We start from the raw sequence: 23,016 nt of genomic DNA, 5'->3' as shown, positions 1-23,016 counted from the left end.
GTCAGGCGGGGCGGGTTTGACCGTCGCCCCACACGATCCATTTGGTCGAGGTCAGTTCGGGCAAGCCCATCGGACCGCGCGCGTGCAGCTTCTGCGTCGAGATGCCGATCTCGGCACCGAAGCCGAACTGCTCGCCGTCGGTGAACGCGGTCGAGGCGTTCACCATCACCGCGGCGGCGTCGACTTCCTCGGTGAACCGTTGGGCCGCAGCCAGATCCCGCGTGACGATGGCCTCGGTGTGGCCGGTGCCGTACTCGTTGACGTGCCCGATCGCAGCCTCCAAGCCGTCGACCACCGCCACCGCGATGTCCATCGACAAGTATTCCCGCCGCAAGTCGTCCTCACCGGAGTGGACGGACACGCCGGCCGCTTGCAATGCGCCGGTGAGCCGGGGCAGCGCAGTGTCCGCGATCGCCGCATCCACCAGGAGCGTCTCCGCAGCATTGCAGACGCTGGGCCGACGGGTCTTGGCGTTCAACAGGATTCGTTCCGCGACGTCGAGATCGGCGGCCTCGTGGACGTACACGTGGCAGTTGCCGACGCCTGTCTCGATGGTGGGCACTTGCGCATCACGCACCACCGCGTCGATCAATCCGGCGCCGCCACGCGGAATCACGACGTCGACCAGCCCGCGGGCCTGAATCAGATGCGTCACGGTGGACCTGTCCTCGGCGGACAACAATTGCACGGCATCAGCGGGCAGATTTTCCGTGGCCAGCGCAGCGCGCAGGATGTTCACCAGCGCGGTGTTGGAGTGCGACGCCGACGAGCTACCACGCAGCAGCACCGCGTTACCGGACTTCAGCGTCAGGCCAAACGCGTCGACGGTCACATTGGGCCGGCTCTCGTAGACGATGCCGACCACCCCGAACGGCACGCGCTGCTGGCGCAGTTGCAGCCCGTTGGGCAGGGTGCGCCCGCGCAGCACCTCACCGATCGGGTCGGGCAGACCAGCGACCTGTCGCAGGCCGGCCGCGATGCCGTCGACGCGCTGCGGGTTCAGCGCCAGCCGGTCCAGCAGCGCCTCCGAAGTGCCCGCGGCCCGCGCCGTTTCGAGGTCCTCGGCGTTGGCCGCCAGGATCTGATGCATGTGCGACAGCAGCGCGTCGGCCGCGGCGTGCAGCGCCCGGTCCTTGTCAGCGGTGGACAGGGTGGCCAGCACGCGAGAGGCGACCCGCGCGCGCCGGGCCGCGTCGTGAACATGCTGGCGCAGGTCGCGCAGTGTTTCTGCCTGCACAGTCATTGATCCAGGTTAACCTGGCTGCCGTGACCCGCCTGTGCGTGGTCGGCAGCATCAACACCGATCTGACGTTCACTGTCGATCAGCTACCTCGGCCAGGCGAAACCGTGCTGGCGTCGGCGTTGGCGTCCGCCCCGGGCGGCAAGGGCGCCAATCAGGCCGTGGCCGTGGCCGCGGCCCGCGCGGGTGCCGACGTGCAATTCGTCGGCGCGGTGGGCACCGACGCTGCGGGCGCGGTGCTGCTGGACCACCTGCGCGACAACGGCGTGCGCACCGACGGGCTGATCACGGTGCCCGGGCCCAGCGGCACGGCCGCGATCACCGTCGGCGCCGACGCGGAGAACATGATCGTCGTCGCCCCCGGCGCCAACGCCCACCTGGTGCTGGACTCTGCAGAGATGCGCGACGTCGTCGCCAACGCCGACGTGGTCCTGGTGCAGCTGGAGATTCCGAGCGCGACGGCTCTGGCGGCGGCCCGCATCGCTCGCTCGGCAGGGGCCACGGTGATCGTCAACGCGTCGCCGCCCAGCACGTCGCCGGCGATGGCGGAGCTGGCCACGCTCGCCGACGTGGTCGTCGTCAACGAGTCCGAAGCCCGCGCATGGCTATGGCCGGTGCCTCATCTGGTGATCACCCGTGGCGCACGCGGCGCACGCCACGTCGCCGCCGGGACGCAGGTCGACGTCTCCGCGCCATCCGTCGAGCCGGTCGACACCACCGGGGCGGGCGATGTGTTCGCGGGTGTGCTGGCCGCGGACTGGGCGGCGGGCCGTGACCGTGCTCTGCAACGGGCCTGCGCGGCGGGTGCGCTCGCGACGTTGGTGCCCGGTGCGGGCGACTGCGCGCCGTCCGCTGAGGCCATCGACGACGCGGTGAACTGAGCTCGTCGCGAAGAAGCTAGTCCTCTGGGACTTCGCGTTCGATCTCGTCGAGCCAGGTGCGCGCTGACATGTCCGACGGCGCGCGCCAGTCACCGCGCGGCGACAACGACCCGCCATGAGACACCTTCGGGCCGTTCGGCAGCGCCGAACGCTTGAATTGGCTGAACGAATAGAACCGTTCACAGAACACCTGCAGCCAGTGCCGAATCTCCTTGAGCGAGTACGACGGCCGCTTGTCCGGCGGGAAGCCGGGTGGCCAGTCGCCCCGCTCGGGATCGCTCCACGCGTGGTACGCGAGGAAGGCGATCTTCGACGGCCGAAAGCCGTACCGCAGCACCTGAAACAATGAAAAGTCCTGCAGCGAGTACGGTCCCACCTTGTCCTCGGTGCTTTGCAGTTCCTCTTCCTCGCCGCTGGGCACCAGCTCCGGACTGATCTCAGTGTCGAGCACCGACTGCAACACGTCGCACACCTCGGTGTCGAACTGTCCCGACGAGATCACCCAGCGAATCAGGTGCTGTATCAACGTCTTCGGCACACCGCCGTTGACGTTGTAGTGCGACATCTGGTCGCCCACACCGTACGTGCACCACCCTAGTGCCAGCTCCGACAGGTCGCCGGTGCCCAGCACGATGCCGCCGCGCTGGTTGGCGAGCCGGAACAGGTAGTCGGTGCGCAGACCGGCCTGCACGTTCTCGAATGTGACGTCGTAGATTTTTTCGCCGCGTGCGAACGGATGGTCCATCTCCTTGAGCATCTGCTCGGCCGTCCCCCGGATGTCGATTTCCTCGAACGTCACCCCCAGTGCACGACACAGCCGAATCGCATTGTTCTTCGTGCGGTCACCGGTGGCGAAGCCCGGCAGCGTGAACGCGAGAATGTCACTGCGCGGCCGGTTTTCGCGGTCCATCGCCCGGGCGGCGACGATCAGCGCGTGCGTCGAGTCCAGGCCGCCCGACACGCCGATCACTACCTTGGGGTAGTCGAGCGCACGCAGCCGCTGCTCCAAGCCCGCCACCTGGATGTTGTAGCCCTCGTAGCAATCCTGTTCCAGCCGTTCGGCATTCGACGGCACGAACGGGAACCGCTCGACGCGCCTGCGCAGGCCGATGTCACCGCCCGGCGGGTCGAGCCGAAATTCCAAGCGGCGGAACGCATCTGACACCGTCGCATGGTGCCGCCGGTTGTCGTCGAACGTGCCCATGCGCAGGCGCTCGTTGCGCAACAGCTCCAGGTCGACGTCGGCGACCGAGTGCTGCGGCCCCTTGGGGAAGCGCTCGGTGTCGGCCAGCAGCCGACCGTTCTCCCAGATCATGGTCTGCCCGTCCCACGCCAGGTCAGTGCTGGATTCCCCTTGCCCCGCCGCGGCGTAGACGTACGCGGCCAAGCAGCGCGCCGACGCCGAACGCGCAAGCAGGCAGCGGTCTTCGGCGCGTGCGATCGTGATCGGGCTGCCGGACAGGTTGGTCAGCACGGTCGCACCGGCCAGCGCGGCCTGAGCGCTCGGCGGCACCGGCACGAACATGTCCTCGCACACCTCGACGTGGACCACGAAGCCGGGCACGTCGGACGCCGCGAACAACAGGTCGGGGCCGAACGGCACCTCAGCGCCGCCCACCCGGATGACGCCGCGCACGTCGTCACCCGGCGCCAATTGGCGACGCTCGTAGAACTCCCGGTACGTCGGCAGATACGACTTGGGCACCACACCCAGCACCCGGCCGCGGTGAACCACGACCGCGGTGTTGTAGACCCGGTTGCGGTAGCGCAGCGGTGCGCCCACCACGAGCATTGGCAGCAACTCCGACGACGCGTCCACCACCGCGGCCAGCGCGTCCTCGACCGCGTCCAGCAGCGCGTCCTGCAGCAGGATGTCCTCGATCGAGTACCCGCACAGGGTCAGTTCCGGGAAGACCGCCAGCGCGACGGCCTCGTCGTGACATTCCCGAGCCATCTGTAGCACCGACTCCGCGTTGGCGGCCGGGTCCGCGATCGCAGTGCTGATGGTGCAGGCGGCCACGCGGACGAACCCGTGCCGGTACGCCGAGTAGAAGTCCATGACCCATTGTTGCCCCCAACCGTGCGCGGATAACCCACGACTGGGTAAGCAGATGGCATGACCAACACCGCCCTGCTCGTGATCGACATGATGAACACCTACGAGCATGCGGATGCGGAGAAGCTGACGCCGAACGTGGAAAAGGTGATCGATCCGCTCGCCGAGCTGATCTCGCGAGTCCGTGAGCGCGAGGACATCGACCTGATCTACGTCAACGACAACTACGGTGACTTCACCGCCACCCAGCGCGACATCGTCCAGTCCGCGCTGGAGGGAAAGCAGCCCGACCTGGTCAAGCCAATCGCACCTGACCCGGGGTGCCGGTTTTTGACCAAGGTGCGCCACAGCGCGTTCTACTCCACTCCGCTGGAATATCTTCTCGGCGGCCTCGACATCGATCGGGTGATCCTCACCGGTCAGGTGACCGAGCAGTGCATTCTCTACAGCGCGCTCGACGCCTACTTGCGCCATTTCTCCGTGGTCGTACCTGAAGACGCCGTCGCGCACATCGACAGCGAACTCGGCGAGGCCGCCCTGCGGATGATGGCGCAAAACATGAGCGCGGAAATCGTCACCGTAGCCGACTGCCTCGAATAGTTCTCCGGCGTCGGCGCCTCCGACGTGGTATGAGGAGGTAGTGACGCACGGTCCCGGCACCGATCCGGGCGGTCATCGCACCACACAGGTGCTGCCATTCGTCGGCGACGGCGAGATGGCGGCGCGCATGCGTGCGTTCGACTGGGCGGCAAGTCCTCTCGGGCCCGCAGCGAAGTGGCCGCAGAGCCTCAAGACCGCGGTCGGGATCTGTCTGAGCTCGCGGTATCCGATGGTGATCTGGTGGGGCCCCGACCTTGTACTGCTGTACAACGACGCGTGGGTGCCGATCCTCGGGCCCGAGAAGCATCCGGCGCTGGGTCTGCCAGGGATGCGGGTGTGGCCTGAACTGTGGCACATCATCGGCGCCCAACTGCACAGCGTTCTTGCCACGGGACAGGCCATCTTCTCCGACGACCAACTGCTGGCCCCGATGCGCTTCGGCCATCTCGAAGAGTCGTATTTCACCTACTCCTACAGCGCGATCCGCAACGAGCTCGGCACGGTCGCCGGAGTATTCACCGCGGTCACCGAGACGACGCAGCGGGTGCTGTCGGACCGGCGGCTGCGCACGCTGCGGACGCTCGGTGAGAAGACCGCCATGGCGTCGACCAAAGGCGCGGCGTCCGTGGAAAACGTCTGCGCGGCGGCCATGGAGGCGCTGGCCGGCGACCGCGCGGACATCCCGTTCGCCGCGATATACATGCTGCATCCCGGCGACCCGGTGGCACACTTGGTCAGTTCCATGGGCATCGCCGACGAATCGGTGCTGTCGGCCGCGGTGCACGAATCGACCGCCGGGCTGGTGTTGCGCGACATCGTCAACACCGGAGCCTCTACGGTTTTGGACACCGTGCCCGAATCGTGGGCGACGGCGATGACACCCGGTGCCAGCCCGGTGGGTGACGCGCCGCCGGAGATCGCGCTGATCCTGCCGGTGCAGGCCGGCGGCGACGACATGCCGGCGATCGTCATGGTGGCGGGCGTGACGCCGTACCGCCGCCTCGACGACGACTTCCGCGGCTTCTTCGATCTGGCCACCGCACAGATCAGCCGGGCGATCGTCGACGCGCAGGCATACGAAACAGCACGCCGCCGCGCCGAGGCGCTGACCGAACTCGACCGCGCCAGAAGCGAGTTCTTCGCCAACGTCAGCCATGAGCTGCGCACCCCGCTCACGCTGATCGCCGGTCCCGCCGAGGATGGTCTCGCCGACGTCGACCAGCCGCTCACCGGCACACAGCGCGAGCGCCTGGAAGTGATCCGACGCAACGCCGGCCGGTTGCGCCACCTGGTCGACGACCTGCTGGACCTGTCGCGGATCGAGGCCGATCAGCGCCAGCCCGAGTTGGAGCCTGTGGACCTCGCGGCCGCCACCCGCGAACTTGTCGCGTCGTTCGCGCCGGCGGTGGCCCGGGCCGGTCTGGACTTGCGGGCGGAGATCGAGCCGCTGCCGCGACCGTTCCCGGTGGACGTCGCCATGTGGGAGAAGATCGTCCTGAACCTCCTCTCGAACGCAGTCAAGTACACGCTGGCCGGTCACATCGAGGTGCGGCTGCGCCACGACGACGGCCGCGTGGTGCTGTCGGTCCACGACACCGGGATCGGTATCCCGGCCGACGAGCTGCCGCGGCTGTTCGAACGGTTCCACCGGATCCGTGGGCGCACCGGACGCAGCCACGAAGGCGCAGGCATCGGGTTGGCGCTGGTGGCTGAACTCGTGCGGCTGCATGCCGGCACGGTCGACGTCGACTCCCGCGAAGACCAGGGCAGCACGTTCACGGTCACACTGCCCTATCCGGTGGCGTCCGACGCCGCCGTCACCGACTCGTCACCGCGGCTGGCGCGCGCCTACGTCGACGAGGCGCTGCAATGGTCCGGTGACAGCCCACAACCCGCCGACGCTGACAAGGCCGATGCAGACGCCACGGTGCTGGTGGTCGAGGACAACGCCGACATGCGCACGTTCATCACCAAGGTGCTCTCGCCGCACTGGCGCGTGCTGCAGGCCGTCGACGGCGCCGAGGGCCTCGAGGTTGCCCGCGCTCATCGCCCCGACCTGGTGTTGACCGACGTGATGATGCCGCGGATGGACGGGTTCGGGCTGCTGTCGGCCCTGCGCGCCGATCCGCGAACGGCGTCGCTGCCGGTGGTGTTCCTGTCGGCCCGTGCTGGCGAGGAGGCCGCCGTCGGGGGTCTGGCCGCAGGCGCCGACGACTATTTGCCGAAGCCGTTCTCGACGGCCGAGCTGCTGGCCCGCGTCCGGTCCAACCTCGAGATGGCCCGGCTGCGCAACCGCGAGTCGGCGTTTCTGCGCACACTGATCGATTCCATGCAGGAGGGCTTCTTCCTGTGCGACGACAACGGAACCATCGTCGAGGCCAACCACGCGTTCTTCGCGCTCACCGGCTATGACGCCGCAGACCTGCCGTACCCGTGGCCGCAGCCGTGGGTGCCACCGCAGGACGCTGACCCGGCCGGCTGGACCGCCAACGCGACGGCGTTCGAACAATGCCAGCGCGACGGCCGCGGCCACTTCATGCTGCCGTTCCGGCACAAAGACGGCCACACGGTGTGGGTCGCCTGCTCCGCGGGCAGCGTCGGCGACCCGCACACCACCGAGCGGCTGTTCGTCGGCACCGCACGCGACGTCACCGACGAATGGCTGAAAAGCCGGCGAGACGCGGCGCTTTCGCGCTTCGCCGCCGCGATCGCCGGAGTGGAGTCGTCCACCGAACTGCTCAGGGTGGCGGCCAAGCAGCTGGGCACCGAGTTGGCCGCGCGCCGGGTACTGGCGGCGCAGTGGAGCCGCGGCATCGACCGGCCGGCGGTGCTCGGCTGGCCGGACGCGCAGGCCGAGCGGGCAACGCTAGGCGTGCTGGAGAGCGCACGGCGCCGGCAACCTTCGGCCGCGACCATCGTTTCCGGTGACCACGACACCGTGCTCCTCGCCGCCCCACTCGGCAGCAGCAGCTCGGCGGCAATTGCCGTGGAGTTCGGCGCGGCGCGTGACATCCGCCCCGAGCATCGCGCCTTGTTCGACCTGCTGACAGCTCACCTGGCTCAAGCTTTGATCACCGCGCGCGAATACGAGCAGACCCGCGCCGTGGCCCTCACGTTGCAGCACGCGATCCTCGGGCCGACGCAGCTGCCGCACGGGTTTGCCGTGCGCTACACCCCGGCGGTCGAGCCGTTGGAGGTCGGCGGCGACTGGTACGACGTGATCACGCTCGACGAGAACCGCATCGGGCTGGTCGTCGGCGATTCAGTCGGCCGCGGGTTGCCCGCCGCTGCCGTGATGGGTCAGCTGCGGTCGGCGGCGCAGGCGCTGCTGCTGCGCACGCCTCGACCCGCGCAGGCGCTCAGCGACCTGGACAGCTTCGCCCGCCGGCTTCCGGCGGCCCGCTGCACCACGGTGTTCTGCGCGGTGATCGACCCGACGAATGCGACCGTGTGCTACAGCAGTGCCGGCCATCCGCCGCCGGTGCTTGTGGACCGCACCGGCTCCCAGCTGCTCGACCACGCGCAATCGGTGCCGCTGGCCGCCACCGAGACGGTGTGGTCACGCCCGGAGGCCGAGCTTTCGCTGCTGCCGGGTGCGACGCTTCTCCTCTACACCGACGGACTTATCGAGCGCAGGCACGAGTCACTGCAGGTGGGTATCGATCGGGCGGCTACTGCGCTGAATCGCTACCGGCACAGCCACCCCGACTTCGTCGCCGATCATGTGGTTACCGACCTCGCGCCGCCAGGCGGGTTCGACGACGACGTGGCCGTGCTGCTGTACCGGCACCCGCCGGCATCGCTGCGTCTACGGTCTCCGGCGCAACCGGCGAGCCTGGCCACTATCCGCGACCACCTGCGCCGCTGGCTGCCCGCCGCGGCTGTCAACGCCGACACCGCTGAGGAGGTTCTGCTGGCTGTGGGAGAAGCCGCGGCGAACGCCACCGAACATGCGGGCCGGGCGGCGGATCATCAGGTTCAGCTGACCGTCACCGCACAGCTGTCAGACGCCCATCTGGCGCTGACCGTCGCCGACGACGGGTACTGGCACGAGCCGCCGCCCGCATCGCAGGGTCACCGCGGACACGGCATCGCGCTGATGAACGCTTTCGTCGACACCGTCGAGATCACGCAGACGGGACACGGCACAACCGTGAGGATGCTCAAGGAGCTGCACTCATGACCAAGGGGCAATTTCGGCTGGCGGTCAGCGCCAACGGACAGCCGCCCGTCGTCGTCGCGACCGGTGACATCGACCTCGCCAACGTCAACCAGTTCGAGGACGTGCTGGCCAAGGCCGCCGCCGACTCCTCTGCGATCACCGTGGACCTGTCCCAGGTGTCCTACTGCGACAGCGCCGCGGTGCGCGCGCTGTTCACCGTCGCGGCCAACACCGAGCTCGGGCTTATCGTCCGTGCGACCGGTCCGATCAAGACCCTGCTGTCGGTATCGGGCCTCGATCGCGTCGCCACCGTCACCACGGCTGCCGAGTAGCCGATGTCCGGCGCCGAATTCCACCCGCGCAAGTACCCCCAGCTGTTCGCGTTGCTGCATCGCATTCTGGACCGGGTGCACCGCGACATCCCCGACGCGATCGGGCTGGCCATCACCGTGCACGGCAGGCGCTACAGCGACGGGCCGGTGGTGGCGGCGGCCTCCGGCGGGGGGTCCGACGTCGTCAGCGCGCAGCTTTCCGGCCTCGGCGGCCCGCTGGCCGATGCGCTTCGGTACGAGGTACCGGTGCTCAGCCTCGATCTGTGGACGGACGACCGCTGGCCGGAGCTGACACTGGAGGCGATGACGATGCGGGCGCCGCAGGACCGCGAGACCTGGGAGCGGGTTCGCGGCGCCGCGGTGGTTCCGGGGTTGTGGGAAGACGGCGGCAACATCGTGATCTCGTGTCTTCTCGACCAGCCGGCGACGGCGGCGACGGTAGCGACGCTGATCAGCTACGAACGCCTGGTCAACGCTGCGTTTGTGACCAACGCCGCCGAGAACGCCGCCGGCATCGAGGACATGCTGGCCATCCTGCAGTCCCGCGGGGTGATCGAACAGGCCAAGGGCGCGATCATGGGCTGCATGGGGTGTGACGCCGACCAGGCCTGGAACGTTCTGCGCCGCGCGAGCCAGGACTTCAACGTGAAGGTCCGCGGGCTGGCGGTCGCGCTCGTCGAGCACATCAGCGGCGCACCCGCCGAGCAGCCCGGGTTCAGTGCGCCGATCGTCCCCGACCGGCGCACGCGCCATGCCGCTGAGATGACGTGGGCGGCGCTCTGCCGCCCGGCCCGGCCGGTGCCGTGAACGCACCGGAGCTCTTGGCGGCGTTGCGGGGACGCCGGATCGCGGTGCTGACGGGTGCGGGGCTCTCCACCGATTCGGGCATCCCCGATTACCGAGGGCCGGACTCGCCGCCCAGAAATCCCATGACAATTCAGCAGTTCAGGTCGGATCCAGAGTTCCGACAACGGTATTGGGCCCGCAATCACGTCGGCTGGCGGCACATGGACCGGACAGCTCCCAATGCCGGTCATCGCGCGCTGGCCACACTGGAGCGCGCCGGCGTCGTCACCGCAGTGATCACTCAAAACGTGGATCTTCTGCACACGAAGGCAGGCAGCCGCACAGTGGTCAACCTCCACGGCACCTACGCGCAAGTGGTGTGTCTGGACTGCGGGCACACGATGACGCGCGCGCATCTCGCCGAGGTGCTGGAGGCGCTGAACCCGGCGTTCGACTCGTCCGCCGACGGGCTGGCGGTGGCACCCGACGCCGATGCAGTCGTGGCCGACACGTCGTCGTTCGTGATCGCCGACTGTCCAGCATGTGGCGGCATGCTCAAACCCGACATCGTCTACTTCGGCGAGAGCGTGCCGAAAGACCGTGTGGCGCAAGCATATTTGTATGTCGACGAAGCCGATGCGCTGCTGGTCGCCGGATCGTCGCTGACCGTGTTCTCCGGATACCGGTTCGTCCGGCATGCCGCCGCGCGAGGCATTCCGATCGCGATCGTCAACCGCGGCTGCACCCGCGGCGACGACCTGGCGACGGTGAAGGTGGACGCCGGATGCTCGCCGCTGTTGACGTTGCTTGCCGACGAGCTGGCCGTGGGCGCAGTCGCGTGACGGAGCAGATCCGCTCGCCGATGGCCGGCACGGTGATTGCCGTCGACGCCGAGATCGGCCAGACCGTGGCCGCCGGAGCAGTACTGGTGGTGGTCGAGGCGATGAAGATGCATCACTCGCTGCGTGCCCAGCACAGCGGACGAGTCGAGGACATCCGCGTCAAGCAAGGCGACATCGTCGCCGCGGACGACGTGGTGGTGGTGCTGGAGCCGGCCGACTCCCCTGCGGCCGCCGGAGCATCGACGCGCCAGGCCGATCCCGACGAAATCCGCCCCGATCTGGCGGAGGTGTATCGGCGCCGCGGCAAGCTGCTCGACGAGAACCGGCCTGAGGCCGTGGCGCGCCGCCACTCCCGCGGCATGCGTACTGCGCGCGAGAACATCGCCGATCTGACCGACGGCGGGCTGCTGGTGGAATACGGCGGCTTGGCCGTCGCGGCGCAGCGGGGACGGCGCCCCGTCGCCGAGCTCGAGGACGCGACGCCGGCCGACGGCGTGATCACCGGGCTCGGTCGCGTGAACGGCGCGATGTTTCCGCCCGAACGGTCCACGTGTGCGATCGTCGCCTACGACTACACCGTGCTGTCGGGCACGCAGGGTCACTTCGGCCACCGCAAGACGGATCGGATTTTGCAGCTGGCCCGCCGGCATCGCTATCCCGTGGTGCTGTTCGCCGAAGGTGCCGGTGGGCGACCGGGCGACACCGACGCTCCGAACGTCGCAGGGCTGCACTACACCACGTTCGCCGAGATGGGTGCGCTGTCCGGGGTGGTGCCGCTGGTCGGGGTGGTGGCCGGCCGCTGTTTCGCCGGCAACGCGGCACTGCTGGGCACCTGCGATGTCATCATCGCCACCGCCGACGCGACCATCGGCATGGCCGGTCCGGTGATGATCGAGGGCGGCGGCCTAGGCAGCTTCACGCCGGAAGAGGTGGGCCCTATCGACGTGCAGACCCGCAACGGCGTGGTGGACATCGCGGTGGCCGACGAGGCGGAGGCGGTGGCCGCCGCGAAACGCTACCTCGCTTATTTTCAAGGCGCAGTTGAGGATTACGAGGTGGCCGACCAGCGGCTGCTTCGCCACCTCGTGCCGGAGAACCGCCAGGCTGCCTATGACGTCCGCGCAGTGGTGAACGGGCTGTTCGACGTTGGGTCGGTGCAAGAGTTGCGGCCTTGGTTCGGAAGCTGCGTCGTCACCGCGCTGGCCCGCATCGAGGGCTGCGCCGTCGGGGTGATTGCCAACGATCCCGCCGTGCTGGGCGGCGCGATCGACGCCGACGGCGCCGACAAGCTGGCCCGGTTCCTGTCACTGTGCGACGGCTTCGGCCTTCCCGTCGTATCTCTTTGCGACACACCGGGATTCATGGTCGGGCCGGAGGCGGAGAAGACGGCCACGGCGCGCCACTTTGCTCGGCTGTTCGTGATCGGTGGCCACCTCAGCGTGCCGATGGTGACGATCGTGCTGCGCAAGGGGTACGGACTGGGTGCGATGGCGATGACAGCCGGAGCCTTCCACAGTCCCTCGGCCACCGTCGCGTGGCCGACGGGCGAGTTCGGCGGCATGAATCTTGAAGGCGCGGTGCGCATCGCAGCGCGCGACACGCTGGCCGCGATCGCCGACGAGGCGCAGCGGCAGAAGACGTACGACGAACTGCTGGTCGCTGCGTACCGTCAGGGCAGTGCGTTGAACACCGCGGCGCACTTGGAGATCGACGACGTGATCGATCCGGCTGACACCCGGGCGGTCATCGCGGCGACCCTACTGTCGGCTCCGGCGCCGACCGCAGATGGTTGGGCCAATCCGAATCGGCGGCCCGGGATCGACACGTGGTGATGCCTCAGGACCTCCGAGCAGGGGACCTCCGGCCCTTCCGCGAAGGGCCGCGCGCGGGGCACGGTTGATGTCATGGAGCACTTGTCGATGCTGGATGCAGGATTTCTACAAGCCGAAGACTCCGACCGTCACGTCAGCCTCGCAATCGGGTCGCTGAGCGTCCTCGAAGGACCGATCCCGGACGACGCAGCCCTGGTCTCCGGACTCACCGGGAAGGTCCAGTCGGTTCCGCGGTTCCGTCAGGTGTTGCGAACGCACCCGTTCGACGTGGAAGCGCCTGAATGGGTCGAGGCGGAAACCTTTGACATCGCTCATCACCTGCACCGCGTCGCGCTGCCGCATCCCGGCGACGATGCGGCGCTGTTTCGGCTCACCGCCGATGTGATGGAGCGCCGACTCAACCGTGACCTGCCGCTGTGGGAGTGCTGGATTGTCGAAGGGCTGGCTCACGACCGGTGGGCGATGATCATGAAGCTGCACCACTGCATCGCCGACGGGATCGCGACCATGCACATGCTGGCCGGGATGAACGACGGCGGCGAGGACGACACTTACGCGACCGAGATCCGCGCAGCTAAGGAGTCAGCGCCCCGGCGGGCGCTGCCTAGGTTGGATCCCCGGGCATGGATTGCGGGTGCCGCCCGGGCGATGGAGGGCACCATCGAAATCCTGGGCGGATTGCTGCGGCCCGCCCCTACGTCGTCACTTGTGGGCCCCGTGTCTACGATGCGCCGCTACGCTGCCGTCGAGGTCTCGCTTCACCAGGTGAAGACCATCGCCGACACGTTCGGGGTCACGCTCAACGACGTCGCGCTGGCGGCGATCACAGACGCGTTCCGCGCAGTTCTGCTCAATCGGGGCGAGCAACCGCAACCGAAGTCGCTGCGCACGTTGGTGCCGGTGTCGGTGCGGTCGAACGACGAAATCGGCAAGGTCGACAACCGGGTGTCGTTGATGCTGCCCTATCTTCCCGTCGAGAAGTGCGACCCGCTGGACCAGCTGCGCACCGTGCACAGCCGGATGCAACGCAGCAAGTCCAGCGGGCAGCGGCAGGCGGGCGCGGCGTTCGTGTCCGCGGCCAAATTGATTCCGTTCCCGTTGACCGCGTGGACCGTACGCGCGATGACGAGACTTCCGCAGCGCGGTGTGGTCACGGTGGCAACGAATGTGCCCGGGCCGCGCCATCAGATGCACGTGATGGGACGCGCGGTGGTGCGGCTCTTCCCGATTCCGCCGATCGCCCTGGGACTGCGCACCGGCATCGCGATCGTGAGTTACGCCGACAAGCTCACCTTCGGCATCACCGGCGATTACGACACCGCCTCAGACGTAGACGACCTCGCCCGCGGTATCGACCGCGCGGTGATCCGTCTTGCGAATATCGTCTTAGACGGCGCTGACGCTGTTCCACTGCATTCGGACGTGCGTTCCGGCGCTTGATGTCTCGATGCTGACGTCGTCCGCCAGCGCTTTCATCAACGGGATTCCGCGGCCGCGCGAGCTGCTGGGGGCTCTGGAAACCGCTGGGCGCCAGACGCCTTGGTCAGCGATCGTCACCGTCAGCGTGTCGGCCTCTGCGTCGTAGTGGGCGCGTAGGTCCATCGTCTTGGGCCGATTGTTGTTGAGGTAGGCGAATTCGGCCGCGTTGGCCAGCGCTTCGTTGATCGCGAGCACGCAATCGCTGGAGCGAATAGGATCGAGGTTGAAATAGCGCTCGAGCCAGCCGGCGAATTCTTCTCGGATGCGACAAGCGCTTCCGGGATCGGCCGTGACGCCGACACGCTCGAAACACTCAGCGTTAGCGACGTCGGCGCGTGACACGGATTCGATCATGGCAGACGCTTGACTACCCGATCATGTCGCTTTCTACGCCGGCTTCCTACGCACTCAAGGCCGACAGCGCTTCGTCGCGGGTGGCGTACAACTTGATCAGGTCGGCGATGCCGACGAGCTTGAGCGGGCGGCTGGTTGCCGGACCGTCTGCGACCACGCAAAACCGGACGTCAGGTGTGACTTCGTCGTGCACAGCGACCAGCACGCCCATGCCGGCGGAGGCCAAGAAATCGATATCAGTGAAATCGATCACCAGCCCGGCCGGCTTCTGCTCGAGAGCCGCGCGAATCGCCCGCTCCAACTGCGGCGCCGTCAGCATGTCCACTACGCCGGAGGCCGACACGACCGCCACGCGGCCGACCCATTCCTCATTGACAATGCAGCTCGTCTTAGTTGCCTGTTGTTCGTCCACAGTCGAATTCTCCTGATGTCCCGGACGCTCGCGCGGCTGCGGTCTGAACCTGCACGTTCATGTGTTTCGGCCTGCACCGATGATGGCGCACCTAGAAACAGGGTAACGCAGAAGTCGGCCGGGACCGGCCCGCGTCCCGTAACCCGAGGTCAACCGGCGGCACGTCTCGGTGGTTGTTACGTAGACTACGACGTCACGCAGCGGCCGCAGCGGCGAGGAGTCCGATTCGGGTCTATCGACCGAGAGTCTTATCGATGCCGATCAAGAAGTTGAGCCAGGCCATGGGTCAAGGCCCGCCTGGTCGCGCAGCAACTCGTCATCGGTGATCTCATCGGCGTCGACTTCGGGGGCGATCTGGGTCAGAACCGCCAGCACTTCGCGGCGAATTTGCCATGAGCCTCACCTCCGGCGTTTGTCGGACTGTTGATGGAGGTCATTGATCGCGGCCGGACCAAACAGCCGAAACCACCAGCCGCTCTGCGCAGTGCTGTTCATAGTCATGACCCCTTCGCTGAGGACCGTCGGAAACCAATCCTCCGCCGCTACGCAAGCATGAGATAGGGTCGAACGTCATCAACACGGACTCGTCGCCGGCACAGCGCCTGAGAGCCTATGCGCCCGCTGGGGGTATCAGCGCGAAGTAGCTCTCCTCCTCCACGGAGAAGTGCAGCGACAGCAAAGCGTACAGTCCGTACAGGCAGGCCAGCAGATCGTCGACTTGGTCCTCACGGATTCCACCGGCCGCGTCGGCCGCTTGTCGATGCGCATGCAGACGTCCGGCCAACCGGTCGATCTCGCCGTGCATCCGGCTCATCGTGGCGGTGGCCCCTACCCCGCCCAACGGCCGGGCCAGTGCCGGATATAGCGTGCGGTCCTCGGCATGCTCGTGGGGAAGCAGCGTGTCGCGCACGAAGTCGTCGGCCCGGTCCAGCAACTTCCACGCCTGCGCCCCCTCGCCACTGGTCAGCAAATGCCCTATGTCACGCAGCACCGACAAGTCCTGTCGCATCGTGTCGTGTTCAGAGGAGAACCGCCGAATCAGGCCCCTGGTGGTCACGTCGATATTCGGCACGGTGGGGTCGCGGCGCCGCAACGCACGCAGCGCATTGAGGATCACGGCCACGTCGATGGCTTCCTGCAACAGCGCGCCCACCGTCGGCGGCAGGTACCCGAACGCCGCGAACCCCATCGCCACCAGCGACAACGCCATCCCCACAACGGCACTCTGCACGGCGATTCGTCGGGACCGGCGAGCGATCATCATCGCGTCGGCGAGCCGGTCGATCCGGTCGGCGGTGAGCACAATGTCCGCGGCTTCGGAACTGGCCGTGGAGCCGTGCGCCCCGATTGCGACCCCGACGTGCGCGGCTGCCAGCGCGGGTGCGTCGTTGACCCCGTCGCCCACCATGACAGTCACGGACTTCTCGCACTCGGCACGCACCCCGGCTACCTTGTCTTCGGGCGTCTGCTGTGCGCGCACCTCATCGAGACCCAGAACCGCGCCGATCTGCTGCGCTGGCGCCGGACGGTCGCCGGTCAGCATGACCACACGTGTGATCCCCGCAGCCCGCAGCCGACGGATGGTCAGCGGGGCGTCCTGTCGCAGTGGATCCACGAAAACTATTGCCCCGACAAGGGTTTCGTCGACTGTTACCCACGCGATCACGGCCCCGTCGAACGAGGCACGGGTTTCGGCTGCGCTCGCCCACTGCGGTGAGTCCGTCGGCAAATGCCGTGTTCCCACGGCGACGCGCCTGCCGTCGACGGTAGCGACAACTCCCCTTCCCGCCTCCTCGGCGACGTCCGAGGGCATGCTCAGCGAGAGACCTTGTCCAGCCGCCTCGTCCACGATGGCTCTCGCTATCACGTGTGGCGAAACCTGATCCGCCGAGGCGGCCAGCCGCAACACCTCAGACGGAGTCCAGCCCGCTGCGGCCACCACGTCGGTGCCGCGTGGCCGCCCTGCGGTGACCGTGCCGGTCTTGTCCAGCACCAATGTCGTTGCCCTGCCGAGCGTTTCCAGAGCCGCTCCGTCCCGCACGACGACACCGATGCGCGATGCCCGTGACAGGCCCGACACGATCGCCACCGGCGCCGCTAGCAGCAGCGGACACGGCGTAGCGACCACAAGCACCGCTACCGCCCGCTCCGCTGATCCACTGATCAGCCAAGCCAACCCCGCTACCGTGACCGCCAACGGCAAGAACCAGGCGGCGACGCGGTCGGCGAGCCGCACCACAGGCGAACTTTCGGCAGCCGCCTGCTGCGCCAGCCGAACGATCCCGGCGTAGGTGCTTTCCGCCGCCCGAGCGGTCGCGCAGATCTCCGCGGCCGCGCCGGCGTTGACCGCTCCGCTGCGCACTGCCTGGCCCTTGCGATACTCGACCTGAACCGATTCGCCGGTCAGTACAGATTCGTCGACAACCACCCATTCCGACACGATGCGTGCATCAACGGGCACCATTTCGCCGGGCCCGACGATCAAGATGTCGCCTGCCGACACGTCGTCGAGCGGTACGGTCTCCAGCCTATCGCCGGTGCGGCGACGCGCCACCCGGGGTGCCCGCTCGAGCAGCGATCGGAGATCTTTGGCAGCCCGCCGCTCGGCGGCAGATTCCAGCGCCTGACCGGTGGCCAGCATGACACCGATCAGCGCACCCGCCAGATACTCCCCTACGAGCAGGGTGCCCACCAACGACAGCACCGCGATCACGTCCGCCCCCAGCCGACCGCGCCGCAGTGCGGCGGCCACCCACCACACGGCAGGCCCCAAGGCCACCAATGCTCCAGCGGCCCAGGATATCTCGGCGACGTCGGCAGTGCCGAGCAGCCACGCGACGCCACCCGCGATCAGCGCCGCGACGGTGACGGCGAGCAGGATGCCGACGGCAATTCGGCGGTTCATCCGATCCTGCCGGCGTGGCTGAACCGAGCGGCACGGCGGTGGATCCGGTGTCCGTAACCACGCGTGCGGTGCGGTGTTCCGGGTAGCCGCATCGGCTCCAGATAGAAGACCGATTTGGTGAGCTCGACCAACACGAGGTAGGCGGCGGTCAGCGCCACCAGCGCCGCGAAGAACTGCCACGGCAGCGGCGTGAACCCCAAGTGGCCGCCCCATGGGGACAGCGTCACGCCCACCCCGGCGGCGACCACCGACAGCGTGCTGATGGTTAGCAGCGCACCGGGGCTGCTGCGCAGGAACGGCACTCTGCGGGTGCGGATGGCGAAAATGATCAACGTTTGCGTGGCCAACGACTCGACGAACCACCCGGTGCGGAATTCGACGGCGCCGGCGTGCAGTACGCCGAGCAACAGTCCGAACGTCATGAAATCGAACAGCGAGCTGATCGGTCCGAACGTCAACATGAACCGCCTGATGAATGCGATGTTCCAGTGCGAGGGCGCGTGCAGCTGTTCCTCGTCGACGCGGTCGCTGGGTATGGCCAGCTGCGACGTGTCATACAACATGTTGTTCAGCAATATTTGACTGGGCAACATCGGCAGAAACGGCAACACCGCGGAAGCGGCCGCCGCGCTGAACATGTTGCCGAAGTTGCTGGATGTGCCCATCAGCACGTACTTGATGGTGTTGGCGAAGATGCGCCGGCCTTCGGCGACACCCGTGGCCAGCACGCCCAGGTCCTTCTGCAGCAGCACCACGTCCGCAGCATCCTTGGCGACGTCTGTGGCGGTGTCGACCGAAATGCCGACGTCGGCGGAATGCAGGGCCAGCGCATCGTTCACCCCGTCGCCGAGGAATCCGACCGATCGGCCTTCACGCCGCGCTGCCGACACCAGCCGGCCCTTCTGCTCGGGGGTGATCCGGGCGAAGATCGTGTTCTCACCCACTGCCTGCGCGAAGTCGTCGTCGGCGAAGCGTTCCATCTCGACGCCGGTGATCGTGCCGTTGGACGTCAATCCGAGCTCGGCACAGACCTTTTCGGCGACTTGGGGATTGTCGCCGGTTGCAATCTTCACATCGATGCCCAGTGAGGCCAATTGTGTTAGCGACTCCCGCGCCGCGGCTTTTGGTTCGTCAGCGAACACCAGGAATCCGTTCAACGACAGTCCGGTCTCGGCCTCCGGCGTGATCGCGGCCAGCCCGGCAGCCGGTTTGCTGGCCACCGCGACCACCCGCCGGCCGTCGGCGAACAACGCCGCCAAAGTGCGCTGCGCAGCCGCCGGGGCGGCGACGCACAAGTCCAGCACCTGCTCAGGCGCACCCTTGACGATCAACCATCGGCGGTCCCCGTCGTCGACGACGCTGGCGGTGGAGCGCCGGACGTGGTCGAACGGTCGCAGCGCGACGCGACGGGTCGATGCGACGGAGAGGTGTTGCGAGACAGACGATTCCCACAATGCCTCATCAAGCGAGTTCGCGGTGGCACCGCCGACGGCCGGGTCGACGTCGCTTGCCAGCAGTCCCAACCGTTGCACCGAGTCGTCGTGGGCGCCGGTCGCATCGACAGCGTCGACCAGCGTTATTCGCCCCTCGGTGAGCGTGCCGGTCTTGTCCGTTATCAATACGTCGATGTCGCCGAGGTCCTCGATGCACACCAGCCGCTTGACGAGCACCTTGTACCGCGCGAGCCGGCGAGAGCCGGTGGCCAGGCTGGTGCTGACGACCGCCGGCAGCAGTTGCGGCGTGATGCCGACCGCAATGGCCAACGAGAACAGCACCGAGTCGATGATCGGCCGCCGCAGCAGCAGATTGGTGATCAGAATGAGCACGGTCAAGGCAAGCGCGACCCTCAGCAAGAGATAGGAGAACCGACGCAAGCCGATCTGGAATTCGGTTTCGGGTTGGCGCTGCCCCAGTCCGACTGCGAGGCGGCCGAATTGGGCCTGGGCACCGGTGGCGTAGACCACCGCACTGCCTTCGCCGGCACTGACTATTGTGCCCATGAATGCCAGATCTGCCATGTCGGTGAGGCTTTGCCCGGCGGGAACCGGTGTGGGCGACTTCTCGCGGGCGATCGACTCCCCCGACAGAATGCTTTCGTCACACTCGAGCCCGATCGCCTCGATCAGGCGCACGTCCGCTGGGACCAGCTCACCCAGCGTCAACTGGATCACGTCGCCGGGCACCAGCTCGGTGACATCGAGCTTGACGAAGCTTCCGTCACGGCGCACCACGGCAATGTGCCGAACGCCCGAATGAAGGGCCGCCGCGGTGCGTTCAGCACGGTATTCGTTGGCGAAACCGAGCCCGATGCTCGCCGCGAGAATCACACCGATGATGACTGCTTGGGTGCTGTCGCCGAGGAAGAACGAGACCGCGGCCGTTGCGGCGAGCAGCCACAAGACCGCGTTGCGCAGTTGGCGGCCCAGCACCGCGACCGCGCTGACCCGGTGTGTCCGTACGGAATTCGGCCCGAATCGATGACGGCGGGCCAGTGCCTGCTCGGTGGACAACCCGTCTTCGGAAGTGCCCAGGCGTGCCAGCACGTCGCCGAGTTGAGCCGACGCCACGTCATCCGGCGACAAAGCGGCGACGGCTGCCAACTCACACCGCGTCTCGCCAGAACGACTCAGCGTCACGGATCGAGTCTGCCAGCGGCTTGTCGGTATTGAGCCGATAAGCGCCACGCCAATCGGCGCCGATGCGGTTGAGCGCCTCCGCGATCGCCGGGGTGGCGTCGGACAAACCGCCCGCCGGCCGGGCCGCGACCCTGGCCGCCGCCGTCTCCGTCGATGCGACGCACAGGATCTCCGACAGTGCGGCATGGGTGTCTGACGCCAGCTGCCGTGCCGCCGCGCGGTGCCGAGAATCACGCCACGTGCCGTCCAGAATCACCGATTGACCGCCGGCGAGCAGCGCCTGCGCATGTCGCAGCACCGCCTGATACACCTCGTCGACGTGCTGGCGGGAGTACAAGCCCTGGTCGAGAACCCCGGCGGTTCCGCTGACCGTACCCGCCGCCTGCAGGCTCCGACGCACCTCGTCGGTGGAGATCACCTTCGCACCGACCCGCTCCGCCAACCCGCGTGCCACCGCCGTCTTGCCGGTGCCTGGGCCGCCGCCGACCAGCACCAGCCGCACCGCCCCGGTTCGCAAGTGCTGGATCGCGATGTCGAGATGACGCACCGCGTCGCGCGCGGCCTCCGGGTGGTTCTGCGCCAGTCGGATGCAGTCCACCTTCGCGCGCACGACCGCGCGATACGCGATATAGAAGTGGGTCAGCGACATCGGTGCCGAATCATTGCTGAGCCGACGGTAGGTGTCGACAAAATAGTCCGCAAGCGCTGCCGCACCGAGGAATTCCAAATCCATTGCCAGAAAAGCGATATCGTCCACGACGTCGACGTAGCGCAGCAGGTCGTCGAACTCCAGGCAGTCAAGGATTTGCACGTCGCCGGCGGGCAGACAGAAGATGTCGTCGGCCAGCAGGTCGCCGTGGCCGTCGACAATGCAACCGTCGTCGACGCGGGCGGTGAACAACTCGGACCGACCGGCAGCGTATCGCCCAGCCAGAGCGTCGACTTCATCCACCTTTTCGGCGGTCACCACCTTCCCGGTGGATCGCTTGAGCTCGGTGATGTTCTCCTGCCACCGAGCGCGGACCGAAGCCACTGTGCCTTGTTCGCTGATCGCGCCGCCCCGCTCGGCCGACCGATGGAACCGCACGAGTTCCGAGGCCACTCGATGTAGCGGCGCCGACACCGAGTCACCGGCACGCATCAGCGTGGAAAGACGCCAGGAGTCGGGGTAGCGGCGCATGACCACAAGAGGTTCGGCCGGACCACCCGAAGGGTCGCTCAGGTGCGCCACACCCAGGTAGCTATCCGGCGCGAGTCGACGATTGAGCTCTACTTCACGCGCACAAGCCTGCTCGCGGGCTTCGTGCGTGGAGAAGTCGAGGAAGTCAGTGGTGACCGGCTTCTTGGCCTTAAACGCCTTGTCGCCGACCAGGATCACCACGCCGGTGTGCGTTTCGTGGAGCTGCGCGAACGGCGTGAAGATGTGCCCCATGCCGCCCATTGTCCGGCCAAGCTCCAGACCCGCCCAGGGACCAAGGACTCTGGCGCGCGAGCCGATTTCCCCTAGGGTCGAAAGCGTGGACACTAAGGTGATCACCAAGGCGATCCTGCTGGCGTGCCGGGCTCCGTCTCTGCACAACACCCAGCCCTGGCGCTGGCTCGTTGGGTCCGACAGGGTCGACCTGTTCGAGGACCCCACGCGCGTCGTCCGGTCGTCTGACAGCTCCGGACGGGAGGCGGTCCTCAGTTGCGGTGCCGCACTCGGACACTTCCGAGTCGCGATGGCCGCTGCCGGATGGAATACGCACGTCGACCGCTTCCCCAACCCGAACGACCTGGATCACCTGGCGGCAATCACCTTCTCGCCCGCGCAGTTCGTCACCGCGGCCCAACGTGACCGCGCCGACGCGATACTGCGTCGCCGCACGGACCGGCTGCCGTTCGCGGCGCCCGAGAGTTGGGACGCGTTCGAGGAACTGTTGCGACCCACGGTCGATCCCACGATGGCCAAACTCGACGTGCTGCCCGACGAGGCCCGGCCCGCACTGGCCGAGGCTTCGCGGCTGACGGATTCGCTGCGCCGCTACGACCAGTACTACCATGACGAATTACACTGGTGGACAGAGTCATTCAGGCTTTTCGAGGGTATCCCGCACAGCGCGTTGGTGTCGGAGGAGGAAAACGCCCGGGTGGAGGTGAACCGGCACTTCCCGGCCACCGGACACGGTGACCGGCGCTCAGACCTGGCCGTGGACCAGGCCAAGATCCTCGTGCTGTCCACCCCCGAGAACACCCGCGCCGACGCGCTCAACTGCGGCGAGGTGCTGTCCACGGTGCTGCTGGAGGCCACCATGGCCGGATTGGCCACCTGCACATTGACCCACATCACCGAAGTACCGGAGAGCCGCGAGATCATCACCGGCCTTATCGGCGGTACCGGCTTTCCACAGGTGTTGATCCGCGTCGGCATGGTGCCGGCGCTCGAAGAGATTCCGGCGCCCACGCCGAGGCGCCCATTGAGCGAAGTCATGCAAATTCGCCGCTGATGTCGGGAGGTAC

Annotated in this window: 16 protein-coding genes; 9 read left to right on the top strand and 7 right to left on the bottom strand. The window is 67.5% G+C overall.

Annotation, left to right across the window (positions count from 1 at the left end):
- Position 1 precedes the first annotated feature (1 nt).
- Positions 2 to 1,243 (bottom strand): glutamate-5-semialdehyde dehydrogenase, encoded by a 1,242-nt coding sequence (locus AC5Y39_RS04150; protein WP_500014893.1) that lies wholly within the window; start codon positions 1,241 to 1,243, stop codon positions 2 to 4.
- A gap of 23 nt (positions 1,244 to 1,266) precedes the next feature.
- On the opposite strand from AC5Y39_RS04150, the gene AC5Y39_RS04145 reads away from it, so the two are divergent.
- Positions 1,267 to 2,121 carry a PfkB family carbohydrate kinase gene (locus AC5Y39_RS04145; protein ID WP_500014895.1) on the top strand — a complete coding sequence of 285 codons (855 nt, stop codon included), beginning with the start codon at positions 1,267 to 1,269 and terminating at the stop codon, positions 2,119 to 2,121.
- Positions 2,122 to 2,137: 16 nt separating this feature from the next.
- On the opposite strand, the gene AC5Y39_RS04140 is transcribed toward AC5Y39_RS04145, so the two are convergent.
- Positions 2,138 to 4,180: an NAD(+) synthase gene (locus AC5Y39_RS04140; RefSeq protein ID WP_500014897.1), complete on the bottom strand. Its 2,043-nt coding sequence runs from the start codon at positions 4,178 to 4,180 to the stop codon at positions 2,138 to 2,140.
- A 57-nt stretch (positions 4,181 to 4,237) separates the two neighbouring features.
- Here AC5Y39_RS04140 and AC5Y39_RS04135 point away from each other — a divergent pair, with 57 nt between their 5' ends.
- The 7 genes from AC5Y39_RS04135 to AC5Y39_RS04105 all read left to right on the top strand — a co-directional run bounded on the left by AC5Y39_RS04135 (position 4,238) and on the right by AC5Y39_RS04105 (position 14,171).
- The gene (locus tag AC5Y39_RS04135) at positions 4,238 to 4,777 is read left to right on the top strand and encodes a cysteine hydrolase family protein (protein WP_500014899.1); all 540 of its coding nucleotides are present in this window, start codon (positions 4,238 to 4,240) and stop codon (positions 4,775 to 4,777) included.
- A 40-nt stretch (positions 4,778 to 4,817) separates the two neighbouring features.
- Positions 4,818 to 8,960: a SpoIIE family protein phosphatase gene (locus AC5Y39_RS04130; protein ID WP_500014900.1), complete on the top strand. Its 4,143-nt coding sequence runs from the start codon at positions 4,818 to 4,820 to the stop codon at positions 8,958 to 8,960.
- Positions 8,957 to 9,271, top strand: coding sequence for an STAS domain-containing protein (locus tag AC5Y39_RS04125; RefSeq protein ID WP_500014902.1), 315 nt, complete (start codon positions 8,957 to 8,959; stop codon positions 9,269 to 9,271). Before AC5Y39_RS04130 ends, AC5Y39_RS04125 begins: the two co-directional genes overlap by 4 nt.
- A gap of 3 nt (positions 9,272 to 9,274) precedes the next feature.
- Positions 9,275 to 10,078: an ANTAR domain-containing protein gene (locus AC5Y39_RS04120; protein WP_500014904.1), complete on the top strand. Its 804-nt coding sequence runs from the start codon at positions 9,275 to 9,277 to the stop codon at positions 10,076 to 10,078.
- The gene (locus AC5Y39_RS04115; protein WP_500015575.1) at positions 10,075 to 10,899 is read left to right on the top strand and encodes an NAD-dependent protein deacetylase; all 825 of its coding nucleotides are present in this window, start codon (positions 10,075 to 10,077) and stop codon (positions 10,897 to 10,899) included. Before AC5Y39_RS04120 ends, AC5Y39_RS04115 begins: the two co-directional genes overlap by 4 nt.
- Entirely contained in the window at positions 10,896 to 12,731 is a 1,836-nt protein-coding gene (locus AC5Y39_RS04110) for a carboxyl transferase domain-containing protein (RefSeq protein ID WP_500014906.1), read from the top strand. Before AC5Y39_RS04115 ends, AC5Y39_RS04110 begins: the two co-directional genes overlap by 4 nt.
- Before the next feature lie 72 nt (positions 12,732 to 12,803).
- Positions 12,804 to 14,171, top strand: a complete 1,368-nt coding sequence (locus AC5Y39_RS04105; protein WP_500014908.1) for a WS/DGAT/MGAT family O-acyltransferase — start codon at positions 12,804 to 12,806, stop codon at positions 14,169 to 14,171.
- Here the strand turns inward: AC5Y39_RS04105 and AC5Y39_RS04100 are convergent.
- The 5 genes from AC5Y39_RS04100 to AC5Y39_RS04080 all read right to left on the bottom strand — a co-directional run bounded on the left by AC5Y39_RS04100 (position 14,118) and on the right by AC5Y39_RS04080 (position 21,949).
- The gene (locus AC5Y39_RS04100) at positions 14,118 to 14,564 is read right to left on the bottom strand and encodes an ATP-binding protein (protein WP_500014910.1); all 447 of its coding nucleotides are present in this window, start codon (positions 14,562 to 14,564) and stop codon (positions 14,118 to 14,120) included. The two genes, AC5Y39_RS04105 and AC5Y39_RS04100, sit on opposite strands and share 54 nt — an antisense overlap.
- Before the next feature lie 46 nt (positions 14,565 to 14,610).
- Positions 14,611 to 14,976 (bottom strand): STAS domain-containing protein, encoded by a 366-nt coding sequence (locus AC5Y39_RS04095; RefSeq protein WP_500014912.1) that lies wholly within the window; start codon positions 14,974 to 14,976, stop codon positions 14,611 to 14,613.
- Positions 14,977 to 15,586: 610 nt separating this feature from the next.
- Complete coding sequence (locus AC5Y39_RS04090) at positions 15,587 to 17,881, bottom strand: heavy metal translocating P-type ATPase (protein WP_500014913.1); 2,295 nt, start codon at positions 17,879 to 17,881, stop codon at positions 15,587 to 15,589.
- On the bottom strand, positions 17,878 to 20,481 hold the full coding sequence (gene mgtA / locus AC5Y39_RS04085; RefSeq protein WP_500015577.1) for a magnesium-translocating P-type ATPase: 2,604 nt from the start codon (positions 20,479 to 20,481) through the stop codon (positions 17,878 to 17,880). The genes AC5Y39_RS04090 and mgtA overlap by 4 nt, the downstream gene beginning before the upstream one ends.
- Before the next feature lies 1 nt (position 20,482).
- Positions 20,483 to 21,949: a bifunctional aminoglycoside phosphotransferase/ATP-binding protein gene (locus AC5Y39_RS04080; protein ID WP_500014915.1), complete on the bottom strand. Its 1,467-nt coding sequence runs from the start codon at positions 21,947 to 21,949 to the stop codon at positions 20,483 to 20,485.
- 85 nt (positions 21,950 to 22,034) lie between these two features.
- On the opposite strand from AC5Y39_RS04080, the gene AC5Y39_RS04075 reads away from it, so the two are divergent.
- The gene (locus AC5Y39_RS04075) at positions 22,035 to 23,003 is read left to right on the top strand and encodes an Acg family FMN-binding oxidoreductase (protein WP_500014917.1); all 969 of its coding nucleotides are present in this window, start codon (positions 22,035 to 22,037) and stop codon (positions 23,001 to 23,003) included.
- Positions 23,004 to 23,016 lie beyond the last annotated feature (13 nt).

The organism is Mycobacterium sp. NGS39 (assembly GCF_059812765.1).
The sequence above is the reverse complement of the archived record's forward strand: the minus strand, read 5'-3'. Positions and strand labels throughout refer to the sequence as shown.